At 55.5% G+C, this 23,215-nt stretch carries 20 protein-coding genes; 12 read left to right on the plus strand and 8 right to left on the minus strand.

Features of this window, described 5'->3' with window-relative positions:
* Positions 1 to 118: 118 nt before the first annotated feature.
* Complete coding sequence (locus tag C5Y96_RS07470; RefSeq protein WP_158261128.1) at positions 119 to 1,549, minus strand: DUF2254 domain-containing protein; 1,431 nt, start codon at positions 1,547 to 1,549, stop codon at positions 119 to 121.
* Positions 1,550 to 1,813: 264 nt separating this feature from the next.
* Here C5Y96_RS07470 and C5Y96_RS07475 point away from each other — a divergent pair, with 264 nt between their 5' ends.
* The 5 genes from C5Y96_RS07475 (at position 1,814) to C5Y96_RS07495 (ending at position 5,797) form a co-directional block, all read left to right on the plus strand.
* Positions 1,814 to 2,137 (plus strand): ArsR/SmtB family transcription factor, encoded by a 324-nt coding sequence (locus C5Y96_RS07475; RefSeq protein ID WP_105351845.1) that lies wholly within the window; start codon positions 1,814 to 1,816, stop codon positions 2,135 to 2,137.
* A gap of 133 nt (positions 2,138 to 2,270) precedes the next feature.
* Positions 2,271 to 3,203, plus strand: coding sequence for an SRPBCC family protein (locus tag C5Y96_RS07480; RefSeq protein WP_105351532.1), 933 nt, complete (start codon positions 2,271 to 2,273; stop codon positions 3,201 to 3,203).
* Positions 3,204 to 3,258: 55 nt separating this feature from the next.
* Positions 3,259 to 4,632 carry a sodium:calcium antiporter gene (locus C5Y96_RS07485; protein ID WP_105351534.1) on the plus strand — a complete coding sequence of 458 codons (1,374 nt, stop codon included), beginning with the start codon at positions 3,259 to 3,261 and terminating at the stop codon, positions 4,630 to 4,632.
* Between the two features lie 219 nt (positions 4,633 to 4,851).
* Complete coding sequence (locus tag C5Y96_RS07490) at positions 4,852 to 5,295, plus strand: tellurite resistance TerB family protein (RefSeq protein ID WP_158261129.1); 444 nt, start codon at positions 4,852 to 4,854, stop codon at positions 5,293 to 5,295.
* Positions 5,296 to 5,350: 55 nt separating this feature from the next.
* Positions 5,351 to 5,797, plus strand: coding sequence for a tellurite resistance TerB family protein (locus C5Y96_RS07495; RefSeq protein WP_105351538.1), 447 nt, complete (start codon positions 5,351 to 5,353; stop codon positions 5,795 to 5,797).
* 69 nt (positions 5,798 to 5,866) lie between these two features.
* Here C5Y96_RS07495 and C5Y96_RS07500 read toward each other — a convergent pair whose 3' ends face one another.
* Positions 5,867 to 6,223, minus strand: a complete 357-nt coding sequence (locus C5Y96_RS07500; RefSeq protein ID WP_105351540.1) for a YciI family protein — start codon at positions 6,221 to 6,223, stop codon at positions 5,867 to 5,869.
* A 284-nt stretch (positions 6,224 to 6,507) separates the two neighbouring features.
* Here C5Y96_RS07500 and C5Y96_RS07505 point away from each other — a divergent pair, with 284 nt between their 5' ends.
* Positions 6,508 to 7,989 (plus strand): sulfatase family protein, encoded by a 1,482-nt coding sequence (locus tag C5Y96_RS07505; RefSeq protein WP_105351542.1) that lies wholly within the window; start codon positions 6,508 to 6,510, stop codon positions 7,987 to 7,989.
* A gap of 73 nt (positions 7,990 to 8,062) precedes the next feature.
* Here C5Y96_RS07505 and C5Y96_RS07510 read toward each other — a convergent pair whose 3' ends face one another.
* Both C5Y96_RS07510 and C5Y96_RS07515 read right to left on the minus strand, forming a co-directional pair.
* Positions 8,063 to 9,703, minus strand: coding sequence for a sulfatase (locus C5Y96_RS07510; protein ID WP_105351544.1), 1,641 nt, complete (start codon positions 9,701 to 9,703; stop codon positions 8,063 to 8,065).
* Positions 9,704 to 9,794: 91 nt separating this feature from the next.
* The gene (locus tag C5Y96_RS07515; protein WP_105351546.1) at positions 9,795 to 11,108 is read right to left on the minus strand and encodes a flavin-containing monooxygenase; all 1,314 of its coding nucleotides are present in this window, start codon (positions 11,106 to 11,108) and stop codon (positions 9,795 to 9,797) included.
* 520 nt (positions 11,109 to 11,628) lie between these two features.
* Here C5Y96_RS07515 and C5Y96_RS07520 point away from each other — a divergent pair.
* The gene (locus tag C5Y96_RS07520; RefSeq protein WP_105351548.1) at positions 11,629 to 12,735 is read left to right on the plus strand and encodes a hypothetical protein; all 1,107 of its coding nucleotides are present in this window, start codon (positions 11,629 to 11,631) and stop codon (positions 12,733 to 12,735) included.
* Positions 12,736 to 12,852: 117 nt separating this feature from the next.
* Here the strand turns inward: C5Y96_RS07520 and C5Y96_RS07525 are convergent, their stop codons facing one another.
* The 4 genes from C5Y96_RS07525 to pepT all read right to left on the minus strand — a co-directional run bounded on the left by C5Y96_RS07525 (position 12,853) and on the right by pepT (position 17,217).
* Positions 12,853 to 13,752 (minus strand): glycosyltransferase, encoded by a 900-nt coding sequence (locus tag C5Y96_RS07525; RefSeq protein ID WP_105351550.1) that lies wholly within the window; start codon positions 13,750 to 13,752, stop codon positions 12,853 to 12,855.
* Positions 13,753 to 14,055: 303 nt separating this feature from the next.
* The gene (locus C5Y96_RS07530; protein WP_105351552.1) at positions 14,056 to 14,529 is read right to left on the minus strand and encodes a carboxypeptidase-like regulatory domain-containing protein; all 474 of its coding nucleotides are present in this window, start codon (positions 14,527 to 14,529) and stop codon (positions 14,056 to 14,058) included.
* 113 nt (positions 14,530 to 14,642) lie between these two features.
* Positions 14,643 to 15,737, minus strand: a complete 1,095-nt coding sequence (locus C5Y96_RS07535; RefSeq protein WP_105351554.1) for a DUF1559 domain-containing protein — start codon at positions 15,735 to 15,737, stop codon at positions 14,643 to 14,645.
* Positions 15,738 to 15,972: 235 nt separating this feature from the next.
* Positions 15,973 to 17,217: a peptidase T gene (pepT, locus tag C5Y96_RS07540; protein WP_105351555.1), complete on the minus strand. Its 1,245-nt coding sequence runs from the start codon at positions 17,215 to 17,217 to the stop codon at positions 15,973 to 15,975.
* A gap of 152 nt (positions 17,218 to 17,369) precedes the next feature.
* Here pepT and C5Y96_RS07545 point away from each other — a divergent pair, with 152 nt between their 5' ends.
* The 5 genes from C5Y96_RS07545 to C5Y96_RS07565 all read left to right on the plus strand — a co-directional run bounded on the left by C5Y96_RS07545 (position 17,370) and on the right by C5Y96_RS07565 (position 23,214).
* Positions 17,370 to 18,200, plus strand: coding sequence for a 3'-5' exonuclease (locus C5Y96_RS07545; protein WP_105351557.1), 831 nt, complete (start codon positions 17,370 to 17,372; stop codon positions 18,198 to 18,200).
* Positions 18,201 to 18,203: 3 nt separating this feature from the next.
* Positions 18,204 to 18,725 (plus strand): DUF1499 domain-containing protein, encoded by a 522-nt coding sequence (locus tag C5Y96_RS07550; protein WP_105351559.1) that lies wholly within the window; start codon positions 18,204 to 18,206, stop codon positions 18,723 to 18,725.
* Positions 18,722 to 20,005, plus strand: coding sequence for a glycosyltransferase (locus tag C5Y96_RS07555; protein WP_105351561.1), 1,284 nt, complete (start codon positions 18,722 to 18,724; stop codon positions 20,003 to 20,005). The genes C5Y96_RS07550 and C5Y96_RS07555 overlap by 4 nt, the downstream gene beginning before the upstream one ends.
* 74 nt (positions 20,006 to 20,079) lie before the next feature.
* Positions 20,080 to 21,579, plus strand: a complete 1,500-nt coding sequence (locus C5Y96_RS07560) for a WD40 repeat domain-containing protein (RefSeq protein WP_105351562.1) — start codon at positions 20,080 to 20,082, stop codon at positions 21,577 to 21,579.
* A 54-nt stretch (positions 21,580 to 21,633) separates the two neighbouring features.
* Positions 21,634 to 23,214 carry a tetratricopeptide repeat protein gene (locus C5Y96_RS07565; RefSeq protein ID WP_105351563.1) on the plus strand — a complete coding sequence of 527 codons (1,581 nt, stop codon included), beginning with the start codon at positions 21,634 to 21,636 and terminating at the stop codon, positions 23,212 to 23,214.
* Position 23,215: the final 1 nt, after the last annotated feature.

The raw sequence follows: 23,215 nt of genomic DNA on the forward strand, positions 1-23,215 counted from the left end.
CTTGGGAGCTGAACGGGCTCAGGAACGTCTGGAAAGCGACGTCCACTCACCAGTTAAAGCGAAAAAGGATGATCATTAGGACAGAAACTTTTTCGCCTCTTTTTGCCGAGGTTGTAGCCTAACCGATCACTTCGCCGCTGGCCTCCCCTTCTTCATCCGATTCCTCATCGATGGGATCTTGATCAGGCTGAGACTCCTTCTTCTTTTCCAGCAGCGGTTCCAGCTGATGGGTAAGGCGTTCGTACTGTTCTTGAATGATCTTCAGGTCAGCCGGGTGATGCGGTTGCTCCAGAGCACCTTCCATGGTCAGCCGTGCTTGATGCAACACATCCGCGGCATGGTCTCCATGCGATACGGCGTCGGCGATTCGCTGGTAACCTTCCATCAATCGCTGCGAAACGGCCGCACTGCTGACGGCATAGCTACGCATCTGATCGAACGCCGCGTGCATCACGCTGGTAAAAGTTTGACGGTCGACGATCAGGCGTAGATGACCGTCGTGATCGAAACGATTAGCAGCCGGCATCTGCCGCTGAGCCAATTGAGCCAATGCCGAAGAGAGCCGATCGATACAATTGACTGCCGTGTACGGATCATTAATGCCAGGACTAAGAGCACGGACCCCCATTTGCGAAAGTTCGTGTACCGAGCAATTCACATCTTGCCAGGGCGTGCGATTATTGCCAATGAAAAAGGCGTTGTTGATCGCTCGAGACAATGCGTTCTCGTCCACTTGCTCCCCCACGGCGACGCGGGCCAGTGGTTCACCGCGGGAAAGAAAATCGCCGGGACGCTTGGGAAGTTCGATGATCAAGTTGTGCCGGACAGCCAGCGTGATCAGGTCGTCTCCTTCGATTCCCTGAATATAACCTTCGCGATTCGACCGAATCGTGACGCCGTTCTCCAAGGCTTTCCACTCCTGGTCCGTGACCTCGCGCTCGTGGGAATTCTGCTTGGGCGGTGGATCGCCAATCTCATCCGGAAAGATTCGCTCCATCGAATGGCGCAAGTCGGCGGCCAGACTGGCCACAATCTCAGGGGCCTGGGCAATCATGGCGACATGGTGGATGAAATAGAGCAAGATCATCAGACTTCCCAACGCAAAGATGATCGCTGCCATGACGGACAGGTGCGGAATGAAGAAGTTGTCTTCACCCAACTTTCGCACCATTTTCAGTACCACCAGACTATAGACGGCGGTTCCCATGAACGCCCCGATCGTCCACTGGGTGGTTCGATCGCCGAGCCGACTGCGCAGCACGCGTGATCCAAACTGCGAAGAGGTGATTGAAAGCGTGACCATCTCCATCGAAAGCACCACACCGGCCACTGTGATCATGCCACCAGCAATGGTCGATAAAACGGTCTGGGCTCCATTGGTGGTAGTTTCCAACCAGAAAATATCTTCCCACGATCTTTTTAACGAGTAGTCGATCCCCAGCATCGCGATGGCAACCAGGACACCGCCTAACGTACAAAGAACAGGCACAAACCAGAGGCTATGCTGCAAACGATCCCAGTAATTCAACAGCTTTTTCGGAGACAACATGGAGTACGTCATAGCTTAAGGAGAGATCTAGATCCCAGTTTCCTCTTGCGGATCTACTCAAGATCATAAACAACCGCCAAGGACGAGACGAACTCAAATTGAAATCGCACGAGTTGCCTTTCTGATACGCAGCGTAGGGATTTCCGCTGGCAAAAGGGGGTTGCCTAGCGAAACTAGATGAATGACTCTACAATCCGAAGCACCCCCAACTAACGGTACTTGCGGAACACGATGATCTTACAAGTCTGGGGCATTCGAGATTCCATGAAGAAGAAACGTGAATACGAGCTTTGCGCTGGTCGATTAAAGGCCCTCGCCGATCCTGATCGTTTGCGGCTTGTAGAACAGTTGTTCTCTGGCCCACTGAACGTCAGTCAGTTGTCAGAAGCCCTTGAAGAAGAGATCGTGAAGATCTCGCACCATCTGGGTGTACTACGGCACGCCGATGTCGTTCGGACCGAGAAACAGGGGCGTTTCGTAATTTACTCGCTGCATCCCGATGTCGTCGCCGTTGGCAGAGACGAGTCGATGGCCCAGGCCCGTCGCATCGATTTTGGATGCTGCTCGGTTGAGCTCGAATCGAAGTAGCTTCTTTCCGCGCGAAAGCCTTTGACGCCGCTTGTCGGGGATTCCATAATCGGGGCTCCCCTAAGCCTCCTGGATCGCTCGATCTGACCCATGAGAGCCCCTTGGCGACCCTGTTTGCTGCGAGAAAACAACAATGCCGCGCTTTCATGTCGAAAAGTCGATCGAAATTGCTGCGCCCCCACAAACCGTCTACGAAAAGGTCGTCGACTACGCAACATGGACAATTTGGTCTCCCTGGCTGTGTGCCGAACCCGATGCCCACGTAACAGTCAGCGAGAATTCGAACTCACAGGGATCCCTCTATAAGTGGTCTGGTGAAGTGGTCGGCGCTGGCGAGCTCGAGCACTTCAAACTCGACCCTCACCGGCGGATTGAAGACGAGATTCGTTTTTTCAAACCTTTCGCTTCGAAGTCGAACGTTGTCTTTGATGTCGAACCATCCGGGCTGGGAACCAAGCTTACCTGGCAGATGGATGGCTCCCTTCCTTGGTTCATGTTTTGGATGACCGGCATGATGAAGGGCTTCATCGGGATGGACTACGACCGCGGTCTCAAGATGCTCAAAGAGTGGATCGAGACGGGCACCATCAACAGCAAGACCAACATCCTTGGCATCCAGAAAGTCGGTCCCGTTTATATGGCCGGCCTGCGGCGTACGAGTTCCTTGAAGGACATCGGCGGAACCATGCAAGGAGCCATGGGGCAGATGATGGATCTCTATGCCCGGCATAATTTGCCCAGCGACGGCCCGTTGATGGCGGCCTACCACAAGTTCGACATTGGAAAACAGACTTGTGAGTTCACCATTGGAAAGATTCTACCGTCGGGCGATATCGACGCGCCGGCACCGCTCGAGAAATGGTTGTGCCCTCAAACCGATGCATTCTGCGTCGAGCACCTGGGGGACTACAATCACCTGGGCAACGGCTGGAGCGCCGCCAATCAGCACGTCCGGTACAAGAAACTGAAACAGCGCGGGTGCAGTGCGTTTGAGATCTACGAAAACAATCCGGACGAGACCCCGATTGATCAACTGCGCACAAAGATCTACCTTCCACTGAAATAACTTCCCACCTTTTCCCCCACACCGGCGTGCCGCTGCATGCCTTTAGGAGCCGTGCATGAGTCAGGATGTCGATCCGAATCCCCAGGAAGATGAAGGCGGACCCGACTGGATCGCGATCGGCGTCACCATCGCCGCGCTCGTCCTGCTGGTCGCTTTCTCTCCTTGGGTGCTGAACTTTCAACTCGGATTTCTGATCATTCAGGTCGTGTTGATCTCGATCGTCATTTGGCAAGCATGCGATCCCTTTGCCGACGCGGCCCAGTGGGTTGGCGAAACGCTCCGCCTGCCGGGCTCGGTTCGGGGGGCCACGCTCGATGCGGTGGCCAGTAGTATGCCAGAACTGTTCAGCGGTATCTTCTTCGTCGTCGTTGCCGTGATGAGCGTGCCAAGCGATTCCCTCACCGAGATGGCCCAGACCGGCGCAGAGGGATACGGCAGCACGTTGGCGACCTGTGCCGGCAGCGCTGTTTACAACATGATCTTGATCCCTGCGTTTTGCGGGATCGTCATTTCGATCTATCGCAAATCACAGCCGACGGTCGATGTCGAACCGGAAGTCATTTCGCGTGACGGCATGTGGTTCATTGGTTGCGAACTGGTGCTGATTGCCTTCTTGTTCAGCGACCGCATGTACTGGTGGATGGGGCTGGTCTTTATCGGCTTGTACATCGGCTACATCTTTCACCTGTTCGTCGATGCCAAGCGTTATCAACGGGCAATGGATGCGATTCATGCTCACCTGGGTGAAGTCGGCCACGACACGCCAACCGAGCAGATCGTGGCGACGCTGCAAGAAGAGAATATTAAGGCCTCGCACATGCTGGTCGAGAAAATCAAGAACTCGGCCGATGAAGATGACGACGAAACGGACTCGGCCGGGGCCTTCTACGGCATGTTCGACATCCCGCTCAACGGCCTGACGGCAACGCTCGTGCTGTTGATCTGCACCGGCATCGCGGCTATTTCGTGCTATTGGCTGGTAGAAGTCACCAACGAAACGGCCCACGTACTGAACGTGCCGGTCTTCTTCGTGGCGGTGATCCTGGCGGCGGCGGCATCAAGTGTTCCGGACACGTTTCTTTCCATCGGAGCAGCTATGCGAGGAGACGACTCGGGGGCGGTCTCAAACGTCTTTGGCTCGAACATCTTCGACATTTGTATCTGTCTGTCGATTCCGCTGCTGGTCAATTCGTATTTGATCGGCTGGCAGCCGGTACTGCTGGTTCAAGATGGCAAACCGATCGAAGGCCTGGTCGATCTGCGTTTACTCCTGGTCATGCTTTCAGCCATCACCCTGCTGGTGCTATGGCATCGCCGCCAACTGACACGGGGCAAATCGTATTTCCTGTGCTTCCTGTATGCCCTGTTCATTGGTTATGCAATCGCTGGCTCATTCGGGTTTAGCATCGTGGGCATGCTGGGGCTTTAACCTGCGAGTGTTTGGCCTTGAAATGAATTCGAGGCCAACTCTCTTTGCTAGCGAGACTGCCTGAATTTACCCCCTTATTTTCCCCCGGAATTTTGAGGCAACTCGCTGGTTTCTTTTGTACGATGACTACCGATGCGTGACACGCGACATCACTTTCGTACTCGTTCTTATCCTTCAATCTGCTCTATTCAACAATTATCGATTAAGGGAATCCAGACGATGGGATTACTTGACTCGTTGTTCGGAGGAATGGAAGGTTCCTCGAAGCTGACACCCCAAGAGTCGTTTGCCGGCATCCTGATGGGGGCCAGCGGATGCGACGGACACATCGCCGAAGAAGAAGTCGATGGCCTGATCACTTGCCTGGTACGCATGAAGTTGTTCCAGCGATACGACGGCCGGCAGTATGGCAAAACTCTGAACAAACTGCACGGAATCATGAAAAAGAAAGGGGTCGAGGCCCTGATCGATTCCTGCACGGAAACCCTACCCAAGGAACTCGCCAAGGCAGCCTTCGCCAACGCCTGCGATATTGTGCTGGCCGACGGGGTTGTCGAACCAGACGAGAAGGCCTTCATCGATCGGCTCCGAGAGAAACTGCAGATCGATGGCAAAACGGCCAAGACGATCGCCGAAGTGATGGTCATCAAGAACAAAGGTTAGCGATCCGAGATCGCTTCTGCGAACTTCCAACCTTCCGCCGATTGGGATTTTATTTATGTCACTATTTGATGATGTATTAGACGACTCGTCCTTCGCCCCGGAACAGTTTGGCCCCCAAGAAGGTTTCGCCGGAACGCTTCTGGCGGCCTCTGCCTGCGATGGCCATATTGCCGATGAAGAAGTTGGCTCGCTGGTCTCGACACTGACCCGCATGAAGATGTATCAGCATGTGCCACCGCACAAGTTCAATTCGATGATGGATCGCCTGATGGGGATCCTTAAACGAGGTGGACCTGAAAAGCTGATCGCCTCCGCGATTCCAGCCATTCCTCCGGAACTGCGCGAGACGGTCTTCGCCAATGCCTGCGATATCGTGCTAGCCGACGGCGTGGTCGAAGCGGACGAAAAGGAATTCATCGACGACCTGATGATCAAGCTCGAGATGGACAAGAACCGCGCCAAGACGATCGTCCAAGTCATGGTATTCAAGAACCAAGGCTAATCAGGCCAATGCGTCCCTTTCCCATGCCCACGTCGTTGCACGTGGGCATGGTCGTCTATAACTCTGCCATCATGAAACGGGGATGCCTGCCAACGGAAACAGCGGCCGGATCTCGACGGTCCCTCGCTTGGCAGCCGGAAACTTTTCGGCAATGGCAATCGCCTCGTCCAGGTTCGGCACGTCGACAATCACATAGCCACCTAACTGTTCCTTGGTTTCAGTAAAGGGCCCGTCACGGACTTCGGTGCGCCCCGATTTAGCCGTCAGGCTGGTCGCCGTACTGATCGTCTGCAATGGCGAAGCCCCCACAAACTGCCCTTTGGCGACCAGCTCTTCGCACAGCCCAATCGCATATTGCATCTCTTTGGGTAACTCCTCTTGCGTAAAAACCCCTTCCGTGTGGTACATGAGCAGGATGTACTTCATAGTTCAAAACTCTCCGAGAGGAACGATAGCTGCCACGCAGCAGGTGGTGACCGACAACCGATAGTCGTTTGGCAAAGTAATATTTCGACTTTCAACCGGAAAATTTTTGTCCGTCAGACAACAGCTATTGTGGCTGAAAACTACCACCAGATATCCCCTGGAAGCACTGTTTCCCCCGCTCGCGGAGTGGTTGATTAGATATCTCGCGTGAGTTGTGACTAAAATAGTTCTCCGTGCTTCCGTTCTCAGATAACCTTTTCACTCCCGTTGGAAGAATCTTGCTCATGAAGTCTTTCGTCCCGGTTTGGGCCGCTCTGCTGGTGGCCTTTGTGCTGACCTCGTTTGCCTCGGCGGAAACCAAGAAGCCCAATATCATCGTCATCATGGCCGATGACCTCGGCTACGGCGATGTCGGTTGTTATGGTGCCAAAGCCGTGCCTACGCCCCATATCGATGCGTTGGCCAGCGACGGTCTACGATTCACCAGCGGCTACTGCTCGACCTCGACCTGCACGCCTACCCGGTTTGCATTTCTGACCGGCATGTATGCCTTCCGCCAGGCCGGCACCGGCATCGCTCCGCCGAATGCGACTTCGATCATCAAGCCAGGCACCAAGACAACGCCTGAAGTCCTGCAAGAAGCTGGCTACAAGACGGCCGTCGTCGGCAAGTGGCACCTGGGTTTAGGCGAAGGAGAAGGTCCTGATTGGAATGGCGACCTAAAGCCAGGCCCGCTGGAACTGGGCTTCGACTACTGCTTCCTGCTGCCAACCACGAATGACCGCGTACCCAGCGTCTATGTTGAAAACCATCGCGTGCGTGATCTCGATCCGAGCGATCCGCTGTGGGTTGGTAACAAGAACCCCAACGATCAACCTACCGGCGTGACGGCCCGCGACACGCTGAAACTCGACTGGAGCCACGGACACAATAACACCATTCATAACGGCATCGGGCGTATCGGCTTCTTCACTGGTGGTCATGCGGCTCGCTGGCGCGACGAAGACCTGGCCGACGAATGGGTCAAGAAGTCGAACGAGTGGATCCGCGCGAACAAGGACGAACCTTTCTTCCTGTTCTTCGCTTCGCATGACCTGCACGTGCCACGAATGCCACACGAACGCTTCCAGGGTAAAACGCCCCTGGGCCTGCGTGGCGATGCCATCGTCCAGCTCGACTGGTGCGTCGGTGAAATCGTGAAGACGCTTGACGAGCTGAAGTTGACCGATAACACCCTGATCGTCTTCTGCAGCGACAACGGCCCCGTACTGGACGACGGCTACAAAGATGGTGCCGTCGAAAAGCTCGGCGACCATTTGCCGGCCGGTCCTTACCGTGGCGGTAAGTACACACCGTTTGAAGGTGGCTGCCGCACCCCGTTCATCGTCAAATGGCCCGCCGTGGTGAAGCCAGGACAAACGTCCGACAAGCTGATCACCACCACCGACCTGGGTGCGACCTTCGCTGAAATCGTCGGTCAGAAAGTTCCTGCTGGGGCACTGCCTGACAGCGAGCCGCTGGAAGCAACCCTGCTGGGTGAAGCGAGTGCCAAGGGGCGCGACTACGTGGTCGAAGAATCTCCCCGCGGCATCGGCCTGCGAAAGGGAGAGTGGAAGCTGGTTCGCCAAGGCAAGAACAAGAACCAGGACTACACGCTGTACAACCTTTCGCAAGACGCCGGCGAAGAGCACGACGTCGCCAAGCAGAACCCCGAGAAGTTCGAGGAACTGAAGAAACTGCTGGCCCAGATCGAAGCGGGCAAATAAGACGCTTGCTTCCTCAGACGAAACCATCAAAAAAGCCAGGAGTGAACCGCTCCTGGCTTTTTTGCGTTAGCGATTACCGCTTCCGATTCGGCTTTGGCCCGTCGCCTGTCAGTGGGCCGGCCAGCGGGGGCGTCTCGAAGAACTTTCCGTTATCCACCAGGCGAGGATCGCCGCTGGTCTTCAATTCTTCCATGAGCCGAGCGGTCAGTTCTTCTTTGACCTTCTCATACTTCGGATCGTCGGCGATGTTGATCATCTGATCCGGGTCGTTCTTCAGATCGTATAGTTCCACCGCCGAACGCTTCCCGAAGCAGCGATCGAAAATCGGTTTCACTTCCGGATCGGTCCGGTGCATGACCATGAAAGCCTTGGTCGGACCAGCGTCGTCATCCGGGAAGGTCACGAACGTCTTGTTGACTAGTTCGTCGAGCGTGGGCGGGTTATCGCCGCTCAGATTGTAAGGAGCTCCCATCGGCCAGCGATCTGGCTCGAAGTTGATGATCAACTGATACTCGGCCGTTTGAATGCCACGCATCGGATACGGCAGGTGCCCTTCGCGAGCCATCTCAACGTGACGTTCGCGTCCGGTAAACGCCGCGGTGCGCGTCGGATCGACGAGACCTGCCTGGTCCGACTTCAGCACAGGCCACAAGCTTTTGGCGGTCATTACGGCGGGAATCTTCTGGCCGCCAGCTTCCAGAAACGTCGGAGCCAGATCGGGCAAAATGGTGAAGTCATCGACCACGCGGCCACCGCTTACGCCTGGGCCAGCCACGGCCAACGAGACGTGCGTGCCGAAGTCGTACAGATTGCACTTTCCTTGCGGGAACCCAGGCGGGCCGTGATCACCACTGACAACTATCAGCGTGTTATCGAGCTCGCCTGCTTCTTTTAGCTGCTCAATCAAAATACCTAACGCCGTATCAAACGCCTGAATTTCACCCAGGTAATCGGCCAGGTCTTGGCGAACGACCGGCACATCTGGCAGAAACTCGGGCATCTTTCCTTTCAAGTCGTCGGGATTGATTCCCCACAACTGCTTGCCACTGCCAGCGATCCATTTGCGATGCACGTTGGTTGGACCGAACCAATAACAGAATGGTTGCCCGTCTTCACGATCGTTCAGGAAGCTGGCAAAGTTACCTCGCACCTGCTGATAAAGTTCTTCTTTCGCTTCATCGGCCGACTTCCCTTTCGATATCAACGCTGTTGCCCGCTGCGAGAACTGATTGAACGCTCCGCCGGACTTCTCATAGGCGAACTTGCCACCGCCGTACGGTGCATCGACCGGCGTACCAGGGCTCCACACTTTGTACGTTTCGCCGATATGGTAACCACTGTCTTTCAACAGCAGCGGATAGCTAGGGATCGCTGGATCCCAAACAGCACCTTGCAGAATGGCCCCTCGCCCCGTTCGCCAGAAATATTGGCCCGAAAGAAGCGAGCTCCGGCAAGGCGTGCATGACGGAGCATTCACAAACGCGTTCTTAAACAGAACACCGCGCTTGGCCAACGCGTCGAAATTCGGAGTCTTCACGACGTCGTTGATGCCGCCCGGCTCAAGCTCTCCATAGATACTGGCCTGTTTGCCCCAGTCGTCGGCAAAGGCAAACAAGATATTCGGGCGTTTGGTTTCTTCGGCATGAAGCAGGTTTGCAAAGCCGGTCAGGCAGATAGCCGTTAGCGCAAGCAGTAAAGTGCGTTGAATCATCATAGGAGTGTCCAGAAGTAGAGTCTCGGCGAGTGCCATCGAAGAATGGCATTTTAGACCGAACGAAGGTGAAACGCACGCGCCGATCCGCCAGCTAATCGAATTGACGCACGATCTTCGTCAGCGTTCTACGGTAGTCGAAGTAATCGACTTCCAACTGATGCCGGGTCGTCGCCAGGAAGTGATCGCGCGAACTCAATCCGATTCCACCAGCTTGTTTCTGCTCGCGAAACCGCTGGGCGACCTCGCGTCCTTCCTGCTTCGCTTTCAGAAAGCGGGCAATGATTTGCGTTTGCAAATCGGTCAATTGCCACTGACCACTGTTGGGCTGAATCATGCCGGCGACAAAGAGCGTATCGTCGGTCGGATGAAACGCATGCAAGTAAAGTTTGGGGACGCCGTTATGCGAGTTGAGCAGGTCATCCTCAATAAACGGAAACACCAGCTGATAGCCCGTCGCAAACACAACCATGTCGAACGCCTCACGACGACCATCGGTGAACTCAATCGACTCTCCATCCCAGCTGCGCACGTCGGGAAAGACCTTTAGCTTCCCATGCCCTGCATAGTAAGGAAGCTGCGAATTGATAATCGGGTGGGCATCGAACAACCCATGCTCTGGCTTGGGCAATCCGTACCGTTGGGGCTTTCCGATCGTCCAATCAACCACAAACTGTGAAAGCCGTTGCTGCCAGGCCCGCGGGATCGGCCAGCGGCGAACGCGATCTCCAACCACATCGGCAGGCTTCCCGCGAATGAATTTCGGAAAGAAATGGTAACCGCGCCGCATGCTGATCGCCGCGGACTGGCCATGAATGGCGGCCTCGACCGCAATATCGCAACCACTGTTACCGGCTCCGACAACGAGAACCCGCTTCCCTTCAAGTTGGCGATGGTGCTTGTAGCTATGGGCGTGCAGCGACTCACCGGCAAATTGCCCGGCAATGGTCGGCATCATCGGCTCAGCATGGTGTCCGTTGGCAATCACGACGGCAGCGAAAGATTCGGTCGTGCTCTGGGAACTTCCTTCTTCTCGCAGTTCGATCTGCCACGAGGAGTCTCCTTTTTTTAGGGAAACTACCGAAGTATTTTTCCGAACATAGCGATCCAATTCGAAGCGTTCTGCGTAAAAGTGTAGATATGCCAGCACTTCCCGATGGCTTGGATACTCTGGGTATTCCTCTGGCATCGGGCAATCGAAGAACTGTGTCATCCCCTTCGAAGAGATCAAATGTGTCGATTCGTAGACGCTGCTATGGGGCGATCGGATATCCCAATTGCCGCCGATGCCTACATTGCGGTCAACCGCAACAGTGTCGATTCCGATCTGTCGGAGGTTTTTTAGCGCAACCAAACCGGACGGTCCGGCACCGATTACGAGAACCCGAAATTCATGCTGCGAGGTCATGTGGCCAATTGTAACGACTTTTTCAATTGTCCGAGATCGTGGTAGCTGCGCGAAATTTTATGCCATAGATCGAGTTTAAATTTGGGTATGTCTTGCCTTACAAAAAGATGGTCACAAAGTGCCCATAGATATTTTTCACTTGAATGGAGATATTTTACAGAAACCCTTTCGCCCTGCCGGGGTTTCAATATTTAATTACTTCTTTTTTCGTAATTACAAAGTATCCTCGTAACCTTTTTACTTGTCTCGGCTTACGTTCATAAGCTATGTTTTGTGGTTAATAGTTAGCCACCTACGGACTGCCGCACTCAAAAAATGTTGTCTTTTTGCCAATTCTCGAAATAATAAGTTTCTTAGGTAGCGAAATTCTTTCGAGAGAAGTTACAATTTCATTTCACGGGATATCTTTAAACAGGAGAACCCGGAACTCCTCCTGCATCTAAGATCAACGGCACTACCCCTAAGGTGCCAGCCCAACTAGACCCAAGTTGCTTGGAAAACTTTAGAAGAGGCTTTACCCATGCGTTTTAACAAGATTACATCGGCGGAAGACTTTCAGCTGATCAACAGTTTCGATGAGGTCAAACAACGGCTTCTCGAAGATAAGAAGTACTCTGATCGTTTAGACAAACCGCTCGCTTACTGGGCGCTCCCTAACGATCGCCGCTTGCCACTGGCATTTCTCGGCCGCACGATCGGCGACTTACTGGCAACTCCGTTCGACGAACTCTCGGCGACCCCAGGTATCGGTCAGAAGAAGATCAGCTCGCTGGTCACGCTGTTGAATCGAGCAACCAAGGAAGACGCCGGCTTCGAGCCATCCCTGGCCGCTGCCAAGGAAGCCCCAGCTGACGACAACTTCTCGACGAAGAGCCCTCTGGACGCTGATGGCAAGTTCGATCCTTCCCTCGTTTCGGAAGTTTTGTGGCTTCGCTGGCGAGAAACGGTTCGCCGTCACAACCTCGGCAACGAGCGCCTTGGCCGTCTTGCTCCGACACTGACCGATCTGCCGACCGTCATCTGGAACACGCCGCTCGAATTCTACATGGGGCACAGCCTGGCCGAAATTCGCCGCTTGAAGACCCATGGCGAGAAGCGAGTCCGAGTCGTGCTCGAAGTCTTCTATCGCGTTCACGAAACGCTCGACCTAGCCCAAGGCCAACCACATTTGGCGATCGCTCTGCGTCCCAAGATGGTTCCTGTCCTTGAAACTTGGGGACTGGATCGCCTGATCAGCGAAACGCCTTTAAGCCGCAGTGAAGTGATGGATCGCCTGACCCGCCCGCTGCTGCAGCAGATTTTGACCGACGCCGGTCAAACGGTTTATGACCTGGCCGCTGGTCGTCTGGGCATCGAATCGGCTCCGCAGAGCGTTCGCATGCAGGCCCGTAACTTGGGTGTCACCCGAGCTCGCATCTACCAACTGCTGGAAGACTGCCAGAAGATCATGGCCGTCCGCTGGCCCGAAGGCCGTGCGATCCTCGAATCGCTTTGCCGCAAGGTCGAAGAAAAGCCCGGCGAAGGGGAAGCACGCCAGTTGCTGACCGCAACGAGAGACCTCTTCTACGCCGTGAAGAGCGAAGAAGACGAAGCCGATGTTGAAGAATCGGAAGTTGCCAGCGTGTAACTTGCCGGCTTGGCATGACGAAAAACAAAAACGCGTCCAGAGTTCCTGGACGCGTTTTTTTGTGCCATCGGCTAGGCTTCGTGGCTATCCCATTGCATGCCACGCCTACCGGCCTACTCAGGCCGCGTTGCGATGCAATCTGGGGCCGGGATGATCATTGCGTGGATCGAACCGGAAGGTTTGATCGCGTCCTTCGACCACGGCTCGTATGTCATCCAAATCTGGCAGGCGATGCAGGGCGGCCTTCGTATCCGCTTTCACCGTAAGAGCAGACATCATCGTCGAAATAGAGCCACTTCCTACGCTACGCGAGAGCCAGCCTAACTTCCCGCCATGCTTGCCGCGAGAACCGAACCACTCTTGATGCCGCAACTGAAGTGTCTTTGCCAGGCGAATCCGGTCGGAAGTTACGCGGCCCAGTTGGTTCGGTTCGTTCAAATAAACGTGCGCCCCGGCTGCCACTTCGCACATACCACCGGCTTCGGCAATCCAAAGACCGATATCGAGGTCGGCGTATTGCTCCATCCGTGTGCAGAAACCACCTACCGCTGCTAGCAGTGAATAGCGGTAGAAAGCTGCCTGCAGCATCGGTGCTTGCATGCTGTCAACCGAGCCGGCGGCACGCATCCCGAAATCATCCGCCAGCACGCCATGCACAGGCTCGTTACCGTCCGAGAAGTACACCTGCGGGGCAACCGCCATGACTTCCGTCTGCTGAAAGCATGCCAGAGCATCTTCCAGCCAGCCTGCGTCTACAGTGGCACCAGCGGCCAGCGTATGAACGATCGGAGCGTTGCACATCGACCAAGCCACCGCCAGCAGTTCGACTTCACTGCGAGCCGCAGGAACTTCAATCAGGCGGACTTCTTCAGCAATATTGTAAGGGTCGTCGTAGTAACCAGAATGAGGCACAACAATCTCACAGTAGCTGGGACGATTCTCCAGCAGCGAGATCAAGGTTGTTTCCAGTCGGTGAGCGTTGTCAACGCTCGGAATGACGATCGAGACTTTCAGCACAGAAACTTATCCTTCTGCCGCGGCCTGACACTCAGGGGGAAGACCAAGGTACGCTAGGTAGGGCTAGATTGGCCGGGCTCACGTTGGAATAATTCGGACCAAATGCGGTCACAAGTTTACCTGTTTTGCCTCAAAACCGACGATGCCGCTGGCAGAAAGATGCACAGAGGCCAGGCTAGCAGCTAGCATTCGCCCGAGCGGAAACATGATAGAGGCACGAATGCATCAGGCTGCGTCCAGAACCATGCCGCTGCACGAGACACATGAGCAAGTCTCAAACGGCCAAGCCCCCTGCGGAAGAACTCAGGGAGTCAGTTCGAAGTCGATCGTATTCTTGCCTGCAACGATATCGGCTTTCAGTTCACTGGTATTTGGCCGGCTATACTTTTCAGGAAGTAGATGGCCGCGAGGCTTCGACGGCGCACTTCGCTGGTTCGGATTGTAATTTGGGTCTTCCTCGGTGCTGGCGGTCTCCGTCAGAGGCTCTCGTTTGACAATCGTCACCTGGTAATGCCCTGGCCGCGTTCCGCCAGGAATGCTGGCAGAACTCAGCTGAAACTTCCCTTCTTCATTCGTTTTACCAACCGCTGCGTCGCCGGAATCGGAGCGAAACACGACGACCGCGTCCACCACCTTCGCGCCTTGCATCGTCACCGTTCCCTCAACCGACGCCGCGTCGCTGGGCAGGCCATTCGAGGAACACCCACCCCAGGCCAATACACCAAGCATCAACCAAACCCATTGCCACGATCGGGCATGCCCTGTGGGAAAAGACATAGAAACATCTCGCTCATTCGAAAGTAGATCACGTAAGTTCAAGAGGCCCGCCAGCGTTGGGACCGGTAAGCCTCGACAATCCCGACAGGATGCCGGAAGAACGCAGCTTGGTCTTACGAGCCGATGTTTACTTCGCCACCGGCTTTACTTCCCAAAGCACCCCAAACGCCGTATGGGCTGAGACTATTCGAATTCTCAGCGGAACTTAGGTTGCCGGTATCGATTGTGTCTGGAACAAAGTGAGTCGACCCGTCGGCACGCAACGTTAATACGCCACCTGGATGATTACTCGTCGGAGCGATCAACGAAGTGACGCTGTCGCCGCTACCGTTGTTCCCCTCGACGCAACTGGGCGAGTTGGGAGGCAGCACCGTCATAAAGCCAGCTCGCTCGGTCTGACCATCAGCAAACCACCAACCGCCGCGCCCTTTCACGGCACTTGCGTCCAGGTAGAAGCGACCACTTGCTTCTGCTAGGCAGTTGATCGGACTTGTCGTCAAATCACTTACGCCGGTGACAACCCCTTCAGTAACGCGGATCTGACCGGAACGTGCGCCTAGACTGTATTCGTTTACGTTTCGTTCGCTCATGGCAATGGTATTGCTGGTTCCGTCAGTGATGTCGCGGAACGATGTCCCGTCGCGTTTGGCAAACAAGCCTCGAACCTTCGTTGCGTCGCGGGTGTTGCCCATCGAATCGCCTAAGCTGAATCGATAGTTGAAGTGGTTGGTGAGCGTTCCGGAGTAGCTGTCAGAAGGGCAACGATACATTTCGGGACACACATTCCAAGGCCCCCAAGATTCCCATGTGTTGCCACCATACGGCGGCTTCGAGGCGTCGCCCGCAGCAATGCGATCGAACATCGCGTTCTGTTCAACAAACGGCAGCAGTGGAATCAGACCGTTCAAGCGACCATTGTTCTGAGTCGATCCGCTTGTGGTCCCTGTGGCCCGGGGAACAAAGCTGCCGTACGTGTCATGATAGTTATGTAAAGCTAATCCCAACTGTTTTAGATTGTTGGAACACTGCATACGCCGGGCAGCCTCACGAGCCTGCTGCACAGCTGGCAGCAGTAGCGCAATTAAGACCCCGATAATGGCTATAACGACCAGCAGTTCCACCAACGTAAAACCCAATTTACGAACCGTGACGCTTGCTTGAGGACGACTGAACACTGAGTAATTCAGAATCGGAAAGGAACGAAGCATAAGTAGAGCCGGATGAAAAACGTGTGGGGTGAGAGAGGCCAGCAAACCAACGGCCGACCAAGAAAAATGTAATCTCGGCGATGCAGTGGAGGGGGATCTTACGCCGAGAAGGGGAGGGAAAGAACAATCAATAACTATTAGTTTTGTTATGTTATTGCCAGAACATAAAAAGTTCAAGCAATTACACAAGGTAATGGTGGTTCGCAGGCTTCAAAACGTGCTACATGACCGTATTTTAGGTGGTTCGCGGCTCGCTCGCCCACAGCTCTAACATCTTCAGAACCAACTCAACCGCTTGTTCCATTTCATCCAAACAGGCCCATTCCAAGGGCGAGTGAGGGTTGTGCTGCCCGGTCGATAGATTTGGTGTCGGCAATCCCATCGCTGTCAGCTGCGAACCATCGGTCCCACCTCGAATGACGCGTTTGTTGCAAGGACGTTCCAGCGCACGATGGGCCTTTTCGGCAATCGGCACGGCGCGAGGTTCCTTTTCCAGGCCGTCTCGCAAATTCCGATACTGCTGTGTGATGGTCACCTTGATCTCGCACCCGGGAAAATCTCCTTCGACCTCTTTCGCCAGATCGCGGATTAGCTGGGCCTGGGCTTCTAGTTCGTCGGTATCGAAGCTGCGAAGCAGGCACTGGACAGTCGTTTCCGCGACACCTCCCTCGACGATATAAGGATGGATAAAGCCATCGCGCTGGTCCGTCGTTTCTGGCGAAAGCCGATCGGTGGGCAACTTGGCGACCAATGCACCTGCGGCGCGTATCGCGTTGACCATGCGTCCTTTGCCGATCGAGGGATGAATGTTCACTCCCTTCACGGTCACTGTAGCCAGGTCGGCGGAAAACGTCTCTTCGTTCAACTCGTTCGCGCCTGGGCCATCGAGCGTATAGCACACATCGGCCCCTAGTTTCGCAAGATCGACGTGATCGACCCCGTGGCCGATTTCTTCGTCGCAAGTAAACAGAATCTTGAGCGTCCCGATTTCAGGCCCCTTCCTTTCCAGCACTCGCTGGGCGACTTCCATGATGACCGCGATGCCTGCCTTATCGTCTCCACCCAATAGCGTTGTGCCATCGGTGGTGATCAGCGTGCAGCCGTGCAGATCGTTGAGTTCGGGGTTTTCGCGAACGGTGATCACCTTCGACGGATCGCCTGGCAAGGGAATGTCGCCGCCGGAGTAGTCCTCGATGACCTGTGGCTTGACGTTTTTCCCAGTCGTTTCAGGCGAAGTATCGACGTGGGAATTAAGTGCCACCACAGGGCAGTCCATCACCTTTCCTTGAACCGTTCCGTATACCAGGCCGTGTTCGTCTTGTACCGCGTCGACAACCCCCATCTGCAGGAGTTCGTCGGTTAACAATTTGCCGAGCACCAACTGCCCATCGCTGCTGGGGTACTTACCGCCGGGGTGACCTGCGGTCGTGTCGATCTGGGTGTATTTGAGAAATCGCTGGAGTAAACGTTCGCGGCTCATGGAGGTTCCTTCGAAGGAAGCATAGTCAGTTCCCTCCAGCTTAGTGAAACCGGGCAGAATTCGACACCCTCCGTCGTTATTCCCCAGGCGTTGTGATACGTTGGTGGTCTGAGCAAGGCATTTCAGCTAGTTCTTTGGGGAAGGATAACGCAATGGCGGAAGCGGCGGTTCGGTATTTGGTGTTCGATGTGGAATCGGTCGCCGACGGCAACCTCGTTTCTCGGTTGAAATATCCGGACGAGGGGCTCTCGCCTGAAGAAGCCGTCAATCGCTTTCGTGCCGAGTTGCTCGAAGAAAAAGGAAGTGACTTCATCCCCTATACCTACCAGATGCCTGTTTCGGTAGCGATCGCCAAGCTCGACATCGAGTTGAACCTGATCGATCAGGTGGTACTGGACGCCCCCAAGTTTCGCCCGCCGATCATTACCGATCACTTCTGGCGTGGCTGGAAAGCATACCGCCGGCCGACATTCGTGACCTTCAATGGCCGCGCATTCGATATTCCGCTCATGGAATTGGCCGCATTTCGTTTCGGGTTGAGCGTGCCGGATTGGTTCAACTTGAACGCCAAGAACTTCGAGCAATCGCGTTATCGCTACAACAACGATTCCCACTTCGACCTGTACGATGTGCTGACCAATTATGGGGCCAGCCGCTTCACAGGTGGCTTGAACCTGGCCGCGAACTTGCTGGGCAAGCCTGGCAAGATGGAGATTGAAGGGCACATGGTGCAAGACCTGTATCACGAAGGAAGGCTCGAAGAGATCAACGAGTACTGCCGCTGCGACGTGCTCGACACCTACTTTGTCTTCCTCCGCTGCTGCGTGATGCTCGGGAAGATCACGCTCGACCGCGAGCAGGAATTGATTCACCAAACCAAGACCTGGCTCGAAGACCGAGCCAACGAAACGCCCATCTATCAGACTTACTTAGAAGGCTGGGGCGATTGGGAAAATCCCTGGGATTCAGACGCTGGGGAGTAACTCTTGGTACGAAAGAAAAACAAGAAGAAGAAACGAGCGGCGGAAACGCAAGCTCCGCAGAAGGATCGACGCATGATCTGGCTGTTCGTGATACTGGGTATCTTGGCGGTCTTGGTCATCGCGCCGATCGTTGTGCTCTCGGTATACGTCGATGATTGGTCTCGTGACCTTTCCACCAATCATGCCGAAACCACGCAAAGCAACCCCAACCCATTGCTGCAACCGCTGACAATCCCTGGCGACCGCAACCAGGCCACATCGCTGGTTACCAATGCAATCGTACACCTTGAAAACTGGAACATCGAAAGTATCAGTACCGAAGGCAAACGCACCATCATCAAAGCAACCCGCAAGACCAAGCTCTTCCAGTTCACCGATGATATTATCGTCTACCTCAACGACGTCGACGACGGCATTCAAATCACAGCCACCAGCCAATCGCGTGTCGGCAAGGGAGACCTCGGACAGAACCCCCGGAACATTGCCGAGTTGATGTCGAAAGTCAGGACACAGCTCAAGCCATGAAGATCGGCCTGCACTGTCCCGAGGTTCCCGGCCACCTGAACCCCATGACCACGCTCGGCTGCGAGCTACAGCGTCGTGGCCACGAGGTCACCTTCCTGGGGTGCCAGATGGCCGAGAGCATCGTCCAGCGCAGCGGCCTCCCGTTCTATGCCCTAGGCCCCGACGACCTGCTGAACGATCGCCTGGAGCAAACCTTTCGCGACCTCGGTAAGACATCCGGCATACAAGGGATGATGACAACCGGCAAGATCTTCGGCATCCAATCGAAGATCGTCCGGCAGTACATCGGCCAGGCATTCGACGAGTTCCCCTGCGATGGTCTGGTGATCGATCAAGTCTCACCGGCCGCCGCACTGGAAGCCGAATCGGCTGCGATTCCTTACACGGTGGCGTGCAACGCGTTGGCCGTTTACTGGGATCCGTTTATGCCGCCACCACCACTGCCATGGGACTACCGTACCGACCTATACGGCCGCGTGCGAAACGAAGTCGCTAAGCACCTGGTGCTGTGGGCGTATCGCCTGTTGGCTGCCGAAAAGAAAGTAGGTGTCGATCCGCTGAAGCTGATTCGGGGGAATGACCAGGCCCTGCTGCACCTTGCCCAGCAACCGGCCTTTTTTGAATACCCTCGCACGAAGTACCCCGAGCGGCTCCACTATACCGGCCCCTGGCACCGCTCCGAGCGAGACGACACAACGATCGAATTCCCCTGGGACTGGCTCGATGGGCGGCCGCTGATCTATGCCTCGATGGGGACCCTGCAGAACGCCGTTAGCCACGTCTTTGGAAACATCATCGAAGCCGTGCGTGACCTGCCGATGCAAATCGTTCTCAGCAAAGGGGGCGGCCAGGTCGATGTCCCTGGTCCTATCCCCGATAACGTGCTGGTCGTTGAGACAGCCCCTCAGCTTCGTCTGCTGGAAAAGGCCCGGATGGTTATCACGCATGCCGGTATGAACACGGCCCTCGAGTGCCTATCGCACGGTATTCCGATGCTCTGTCTGCCGGTTACCAACGATCAGCCTGGCGTGGCCAAGCGGGCCGAGTACCTGGGCAATGGCCGCGTGATCCCTGTTCGGCAAGTCACCACCGCTCGCCTGCGAGCCGAGCTCGATCGCATGCTGAGCGACAATTCATTTCAACAAAAAGCGGATCAGTTCGCACAGAACCTTGCCAGCTACGATGGCCTGGAAATGGCCGCGAAGCTCATCGAACAAGCCCTGGAATCGAGATCGCCGGTGCTCAACCCTGAGCACGTCCAGCGCAACAAGAAATCGTAGCATGTCGTCGCCGGGCAAGGTAAGCTGACCGGTAGTCTCTTCAGTAACTCTCGTCGCCCACTGGGAAATGCCTAATGCCTGGCACACGGATCGTCCTGCTTCTCATACTACTATTTCCCGCAGTCGCCAGGGCGCAGGAAGAAGTCACCAACGATAACGGCGTGTTGGTTCTACATCGCACCTATGGCCGCGACATGCCGGTACTGTCGCCCGACGGAAAGACTCTTGCGATCTGCGGAGACGAAAAACTCCGCTTCGTGAATCCCTTCACCGGTCTGCGCGTCGCCAATTTCGAGAAACACAAAAGCTATCCCAGCATGGCTGCCTGGCTTCCCAATGGAAAAGCCGTCGTCACGCTGGGAGACTGGATCGTCTTCTGGAACGGACAAGGACACCCGATCTCCGAGATCAAGCCAGGCGAGTTCGCGCAAATGGATCGCGAACCGACGTTCGTGCAGATGGCCCTCTCGTCTGACAACAAGTCAATTGCGATCGGCCTGAATAACGGTGACATCATCGTGACCGAGATTAGCAATCGCACGAATGTCAAACGGCTCAACGGTGGCCATAACGAATACGTCTCCGGACTGATCTGGCGCGACAATCAAATCCTTTCCAGCGGCGGCTACGGGGACGGAAACGTATGCATCTGGAACGCGGACGACGGCAAACAGCTCAAGAAGTTTCAGGCCCACGATCGCAACGTGCGCGCCATGGCACTCCTTCCTGACGATAAATCGCTGGTCACGCTGGGCGAGAAGGCCGACGTTGTGATTTGGAACCTGGAAAGTGGTGAAGCAGCTAAGCGTTTCCCTACCGCGCCCACCTCGGAAATTGGCGGCATAAATCCTGGTGCAATAGGCATCTTGAGCGAAGGCAAGGTAATCGCGGCTACCCAAGGCAAAGAGATCGGCCTCTGGACCATCGACGGCAAGCCGATCACCCGGCTCACAGGGCATAACGAGACCGTGCGTGCGCTCAATGTTTCCGCTAATGGTCAACTGCTCGTCTCCACCGGTGGCGACACCACCCGCATCTGGAAAGTGAAAGACCTTCCGGGCAAGAATGAGAAGAACATGGAAGCGAGCGTGAAGTCAGCCGCGGCGAAGATGACGCAGCAGATCAACCAGCTGAAGAACTGGGAGATCGGTCGCGGCGACTGGAAACAGCAGGGCCGCTCGATCATCGGCAGCGGCAATTCTCGTATCAACTTCCCCGGCACCTACCCGAATGACTTCACCTTCTCGTGCAAACTAAAAGTACACGGCGACACGAACCCGCGTGTTCGCTTTGGCTCGTTTCACTTTGGCTACGAAGGACGCCAGCCCCGCTTCTTCCTGCATGGCTCAAAAGCGGAGGGTGAGTTCCTACCGTTCGAGTTCGACCGCGAATACGCCATCAAAGTTCAGGTGAAGGGAGATACGGCCACCCTCTGGATCGATGGCCAGCAGATCGCCCAGTCACACCCCAAGCAGAATGACCAGCGTTTTCTCTCCATCGAAGGAGGCGGAATCCAAAGCCAAGGGTCCAGCGAGTACTTCGACTTGAAGATCGAATTCGACGACGCGCGATAGTGCGGATGCCCGTTCCGCCGCTCGGTTCCCTTCAGCACCGAAGGAAGGCTTCGCATGAAGTACGAACATATCATGCTCGACGTGCCGGAAGTCGACTACATGGAGGTCCAGGAGTCGGTCAAAGATTGGCAGCTCGGCAAACGCGTAGCGGTCGAGTACGTCGGGCTTTCCTTGTGGGATGTCTTCACCGTGCTGCCGGTTGGCTGCTCGCTGGTACTGCTGCTCCCTTCGCTGGTGCTTGTCGGAGTGGGCGTGTTTGCCAGCGTCAACGCGAACGACTGGAGCATCTTGCTGCGATATGCATTCTATGCCGCTACGATCATCGCCTTGATCCTGACGCTGCTGTACCTAGTTTTCGTGGCTGGCTCCGGCAGCCGCTGGTGGCAAATGGACTGGAATCGGGAAGACTTCACCTGGAAAACCAAGACCAGCCTGGCCCGGATTCCGTTCTCGAAGATCGAGAAGCTTGTCATTCGTGTCGAGCGTGAAGAAAACTTGGCTGGCGAGCACTATGCCCTCTTGGATCTTCACTCCGATGAAAAGCCCCGGGCACTCTTCCGCACACGTAGTCGCACGCAGTCTGCCAGCGAAGCCGCTGTCGTTTTGGCAAACGCCGGCCGGCGGCTGGCCGAAGCGATCGGCGTTCCCCTAAGCTTCGAAGGAACAGGAAAGCTTTCCGCTGAGAAGGTCTTCGCCAAAGCACGCACCGACCTGCAGATCGCCGAGAAGTACCGCGAACTGGGTAATCGCGTGCGAGGGCTGATGTCCCTTTGCGAGTACAAGGGATTGCACGACGAAGCGGAACTGCATCGCGCCGAGGCTTCGCATCATTACATGCAGGCCTTGAAGCTGAATCCAGCCGACGCCCAGGCCATCCTTCACCTCGGCGAACTCTCGGACGATCCCACGATTCGCGAGACCGCCATGGAAGCCGCGCAAAAAGCCAATCCCCACAGCCAGGCCCCTCTGCTCGAGAAGGCACGCCAGCTCTTCTTCAGCGATCAGTTTCAGGAAGCGATCGATCTTTACACGCAGCTGCTACGCGACGAGCCATCGGTCGATGCCTACGAAGGACGCTCAGGCGTCTACGAGTATCTCGAAAGATATGAAGACGCTGTCGCCGATCTCACGAAGGTCATCGAGCTCGACCCGAGCGAATTCAATTACACCCATCGCGGCGACGTGCTGTTTGCCTGGGCGAAAGAAGCGGAACGAGACGACCTCTTACCCAAGGCCCTGGCCGATTACGAACAGGCGATCGAGGCCTCCCCCGATGACGAACCGTACCAGACAACGCGTTGCCAGATTCTTAGTAAGATGGGACATACCGATCAGGCACTGGGAGGGCTCGACCAAGTGATCCACGATTACCCCAACGAGTTTCATCCCTATACCGTTCGTGGCGAAATCCATTTAGAGCAGCACTCGGTCGACGCGGCCATCGATGACTTCACCGTCGCGATTGGTCTTCTGAAAAAGGAAAACCCAGGCGGCGATTCCGACGCCAAGGATTACTTCGATACGGCGCTCGCCTACGCCTATAAATTCCGGGCAGAAGCTTACCGACTCAACAACCGCAACAGCGATGCCGATGCAGACGAGCGGCGGTTCCAGGAACTTTACGGCCAGCGCTAAC

The organism is Blastopirellula marina (genome assembly GCF_002967715.1).
In the GTDB taxonomy this organism is placed as follows: domain Bacteria; phylum Planctomycetota; class Planctomycetia; order Pirellulales; family Pirellulaceae; genus Bremerella; species Bremerella marina_B.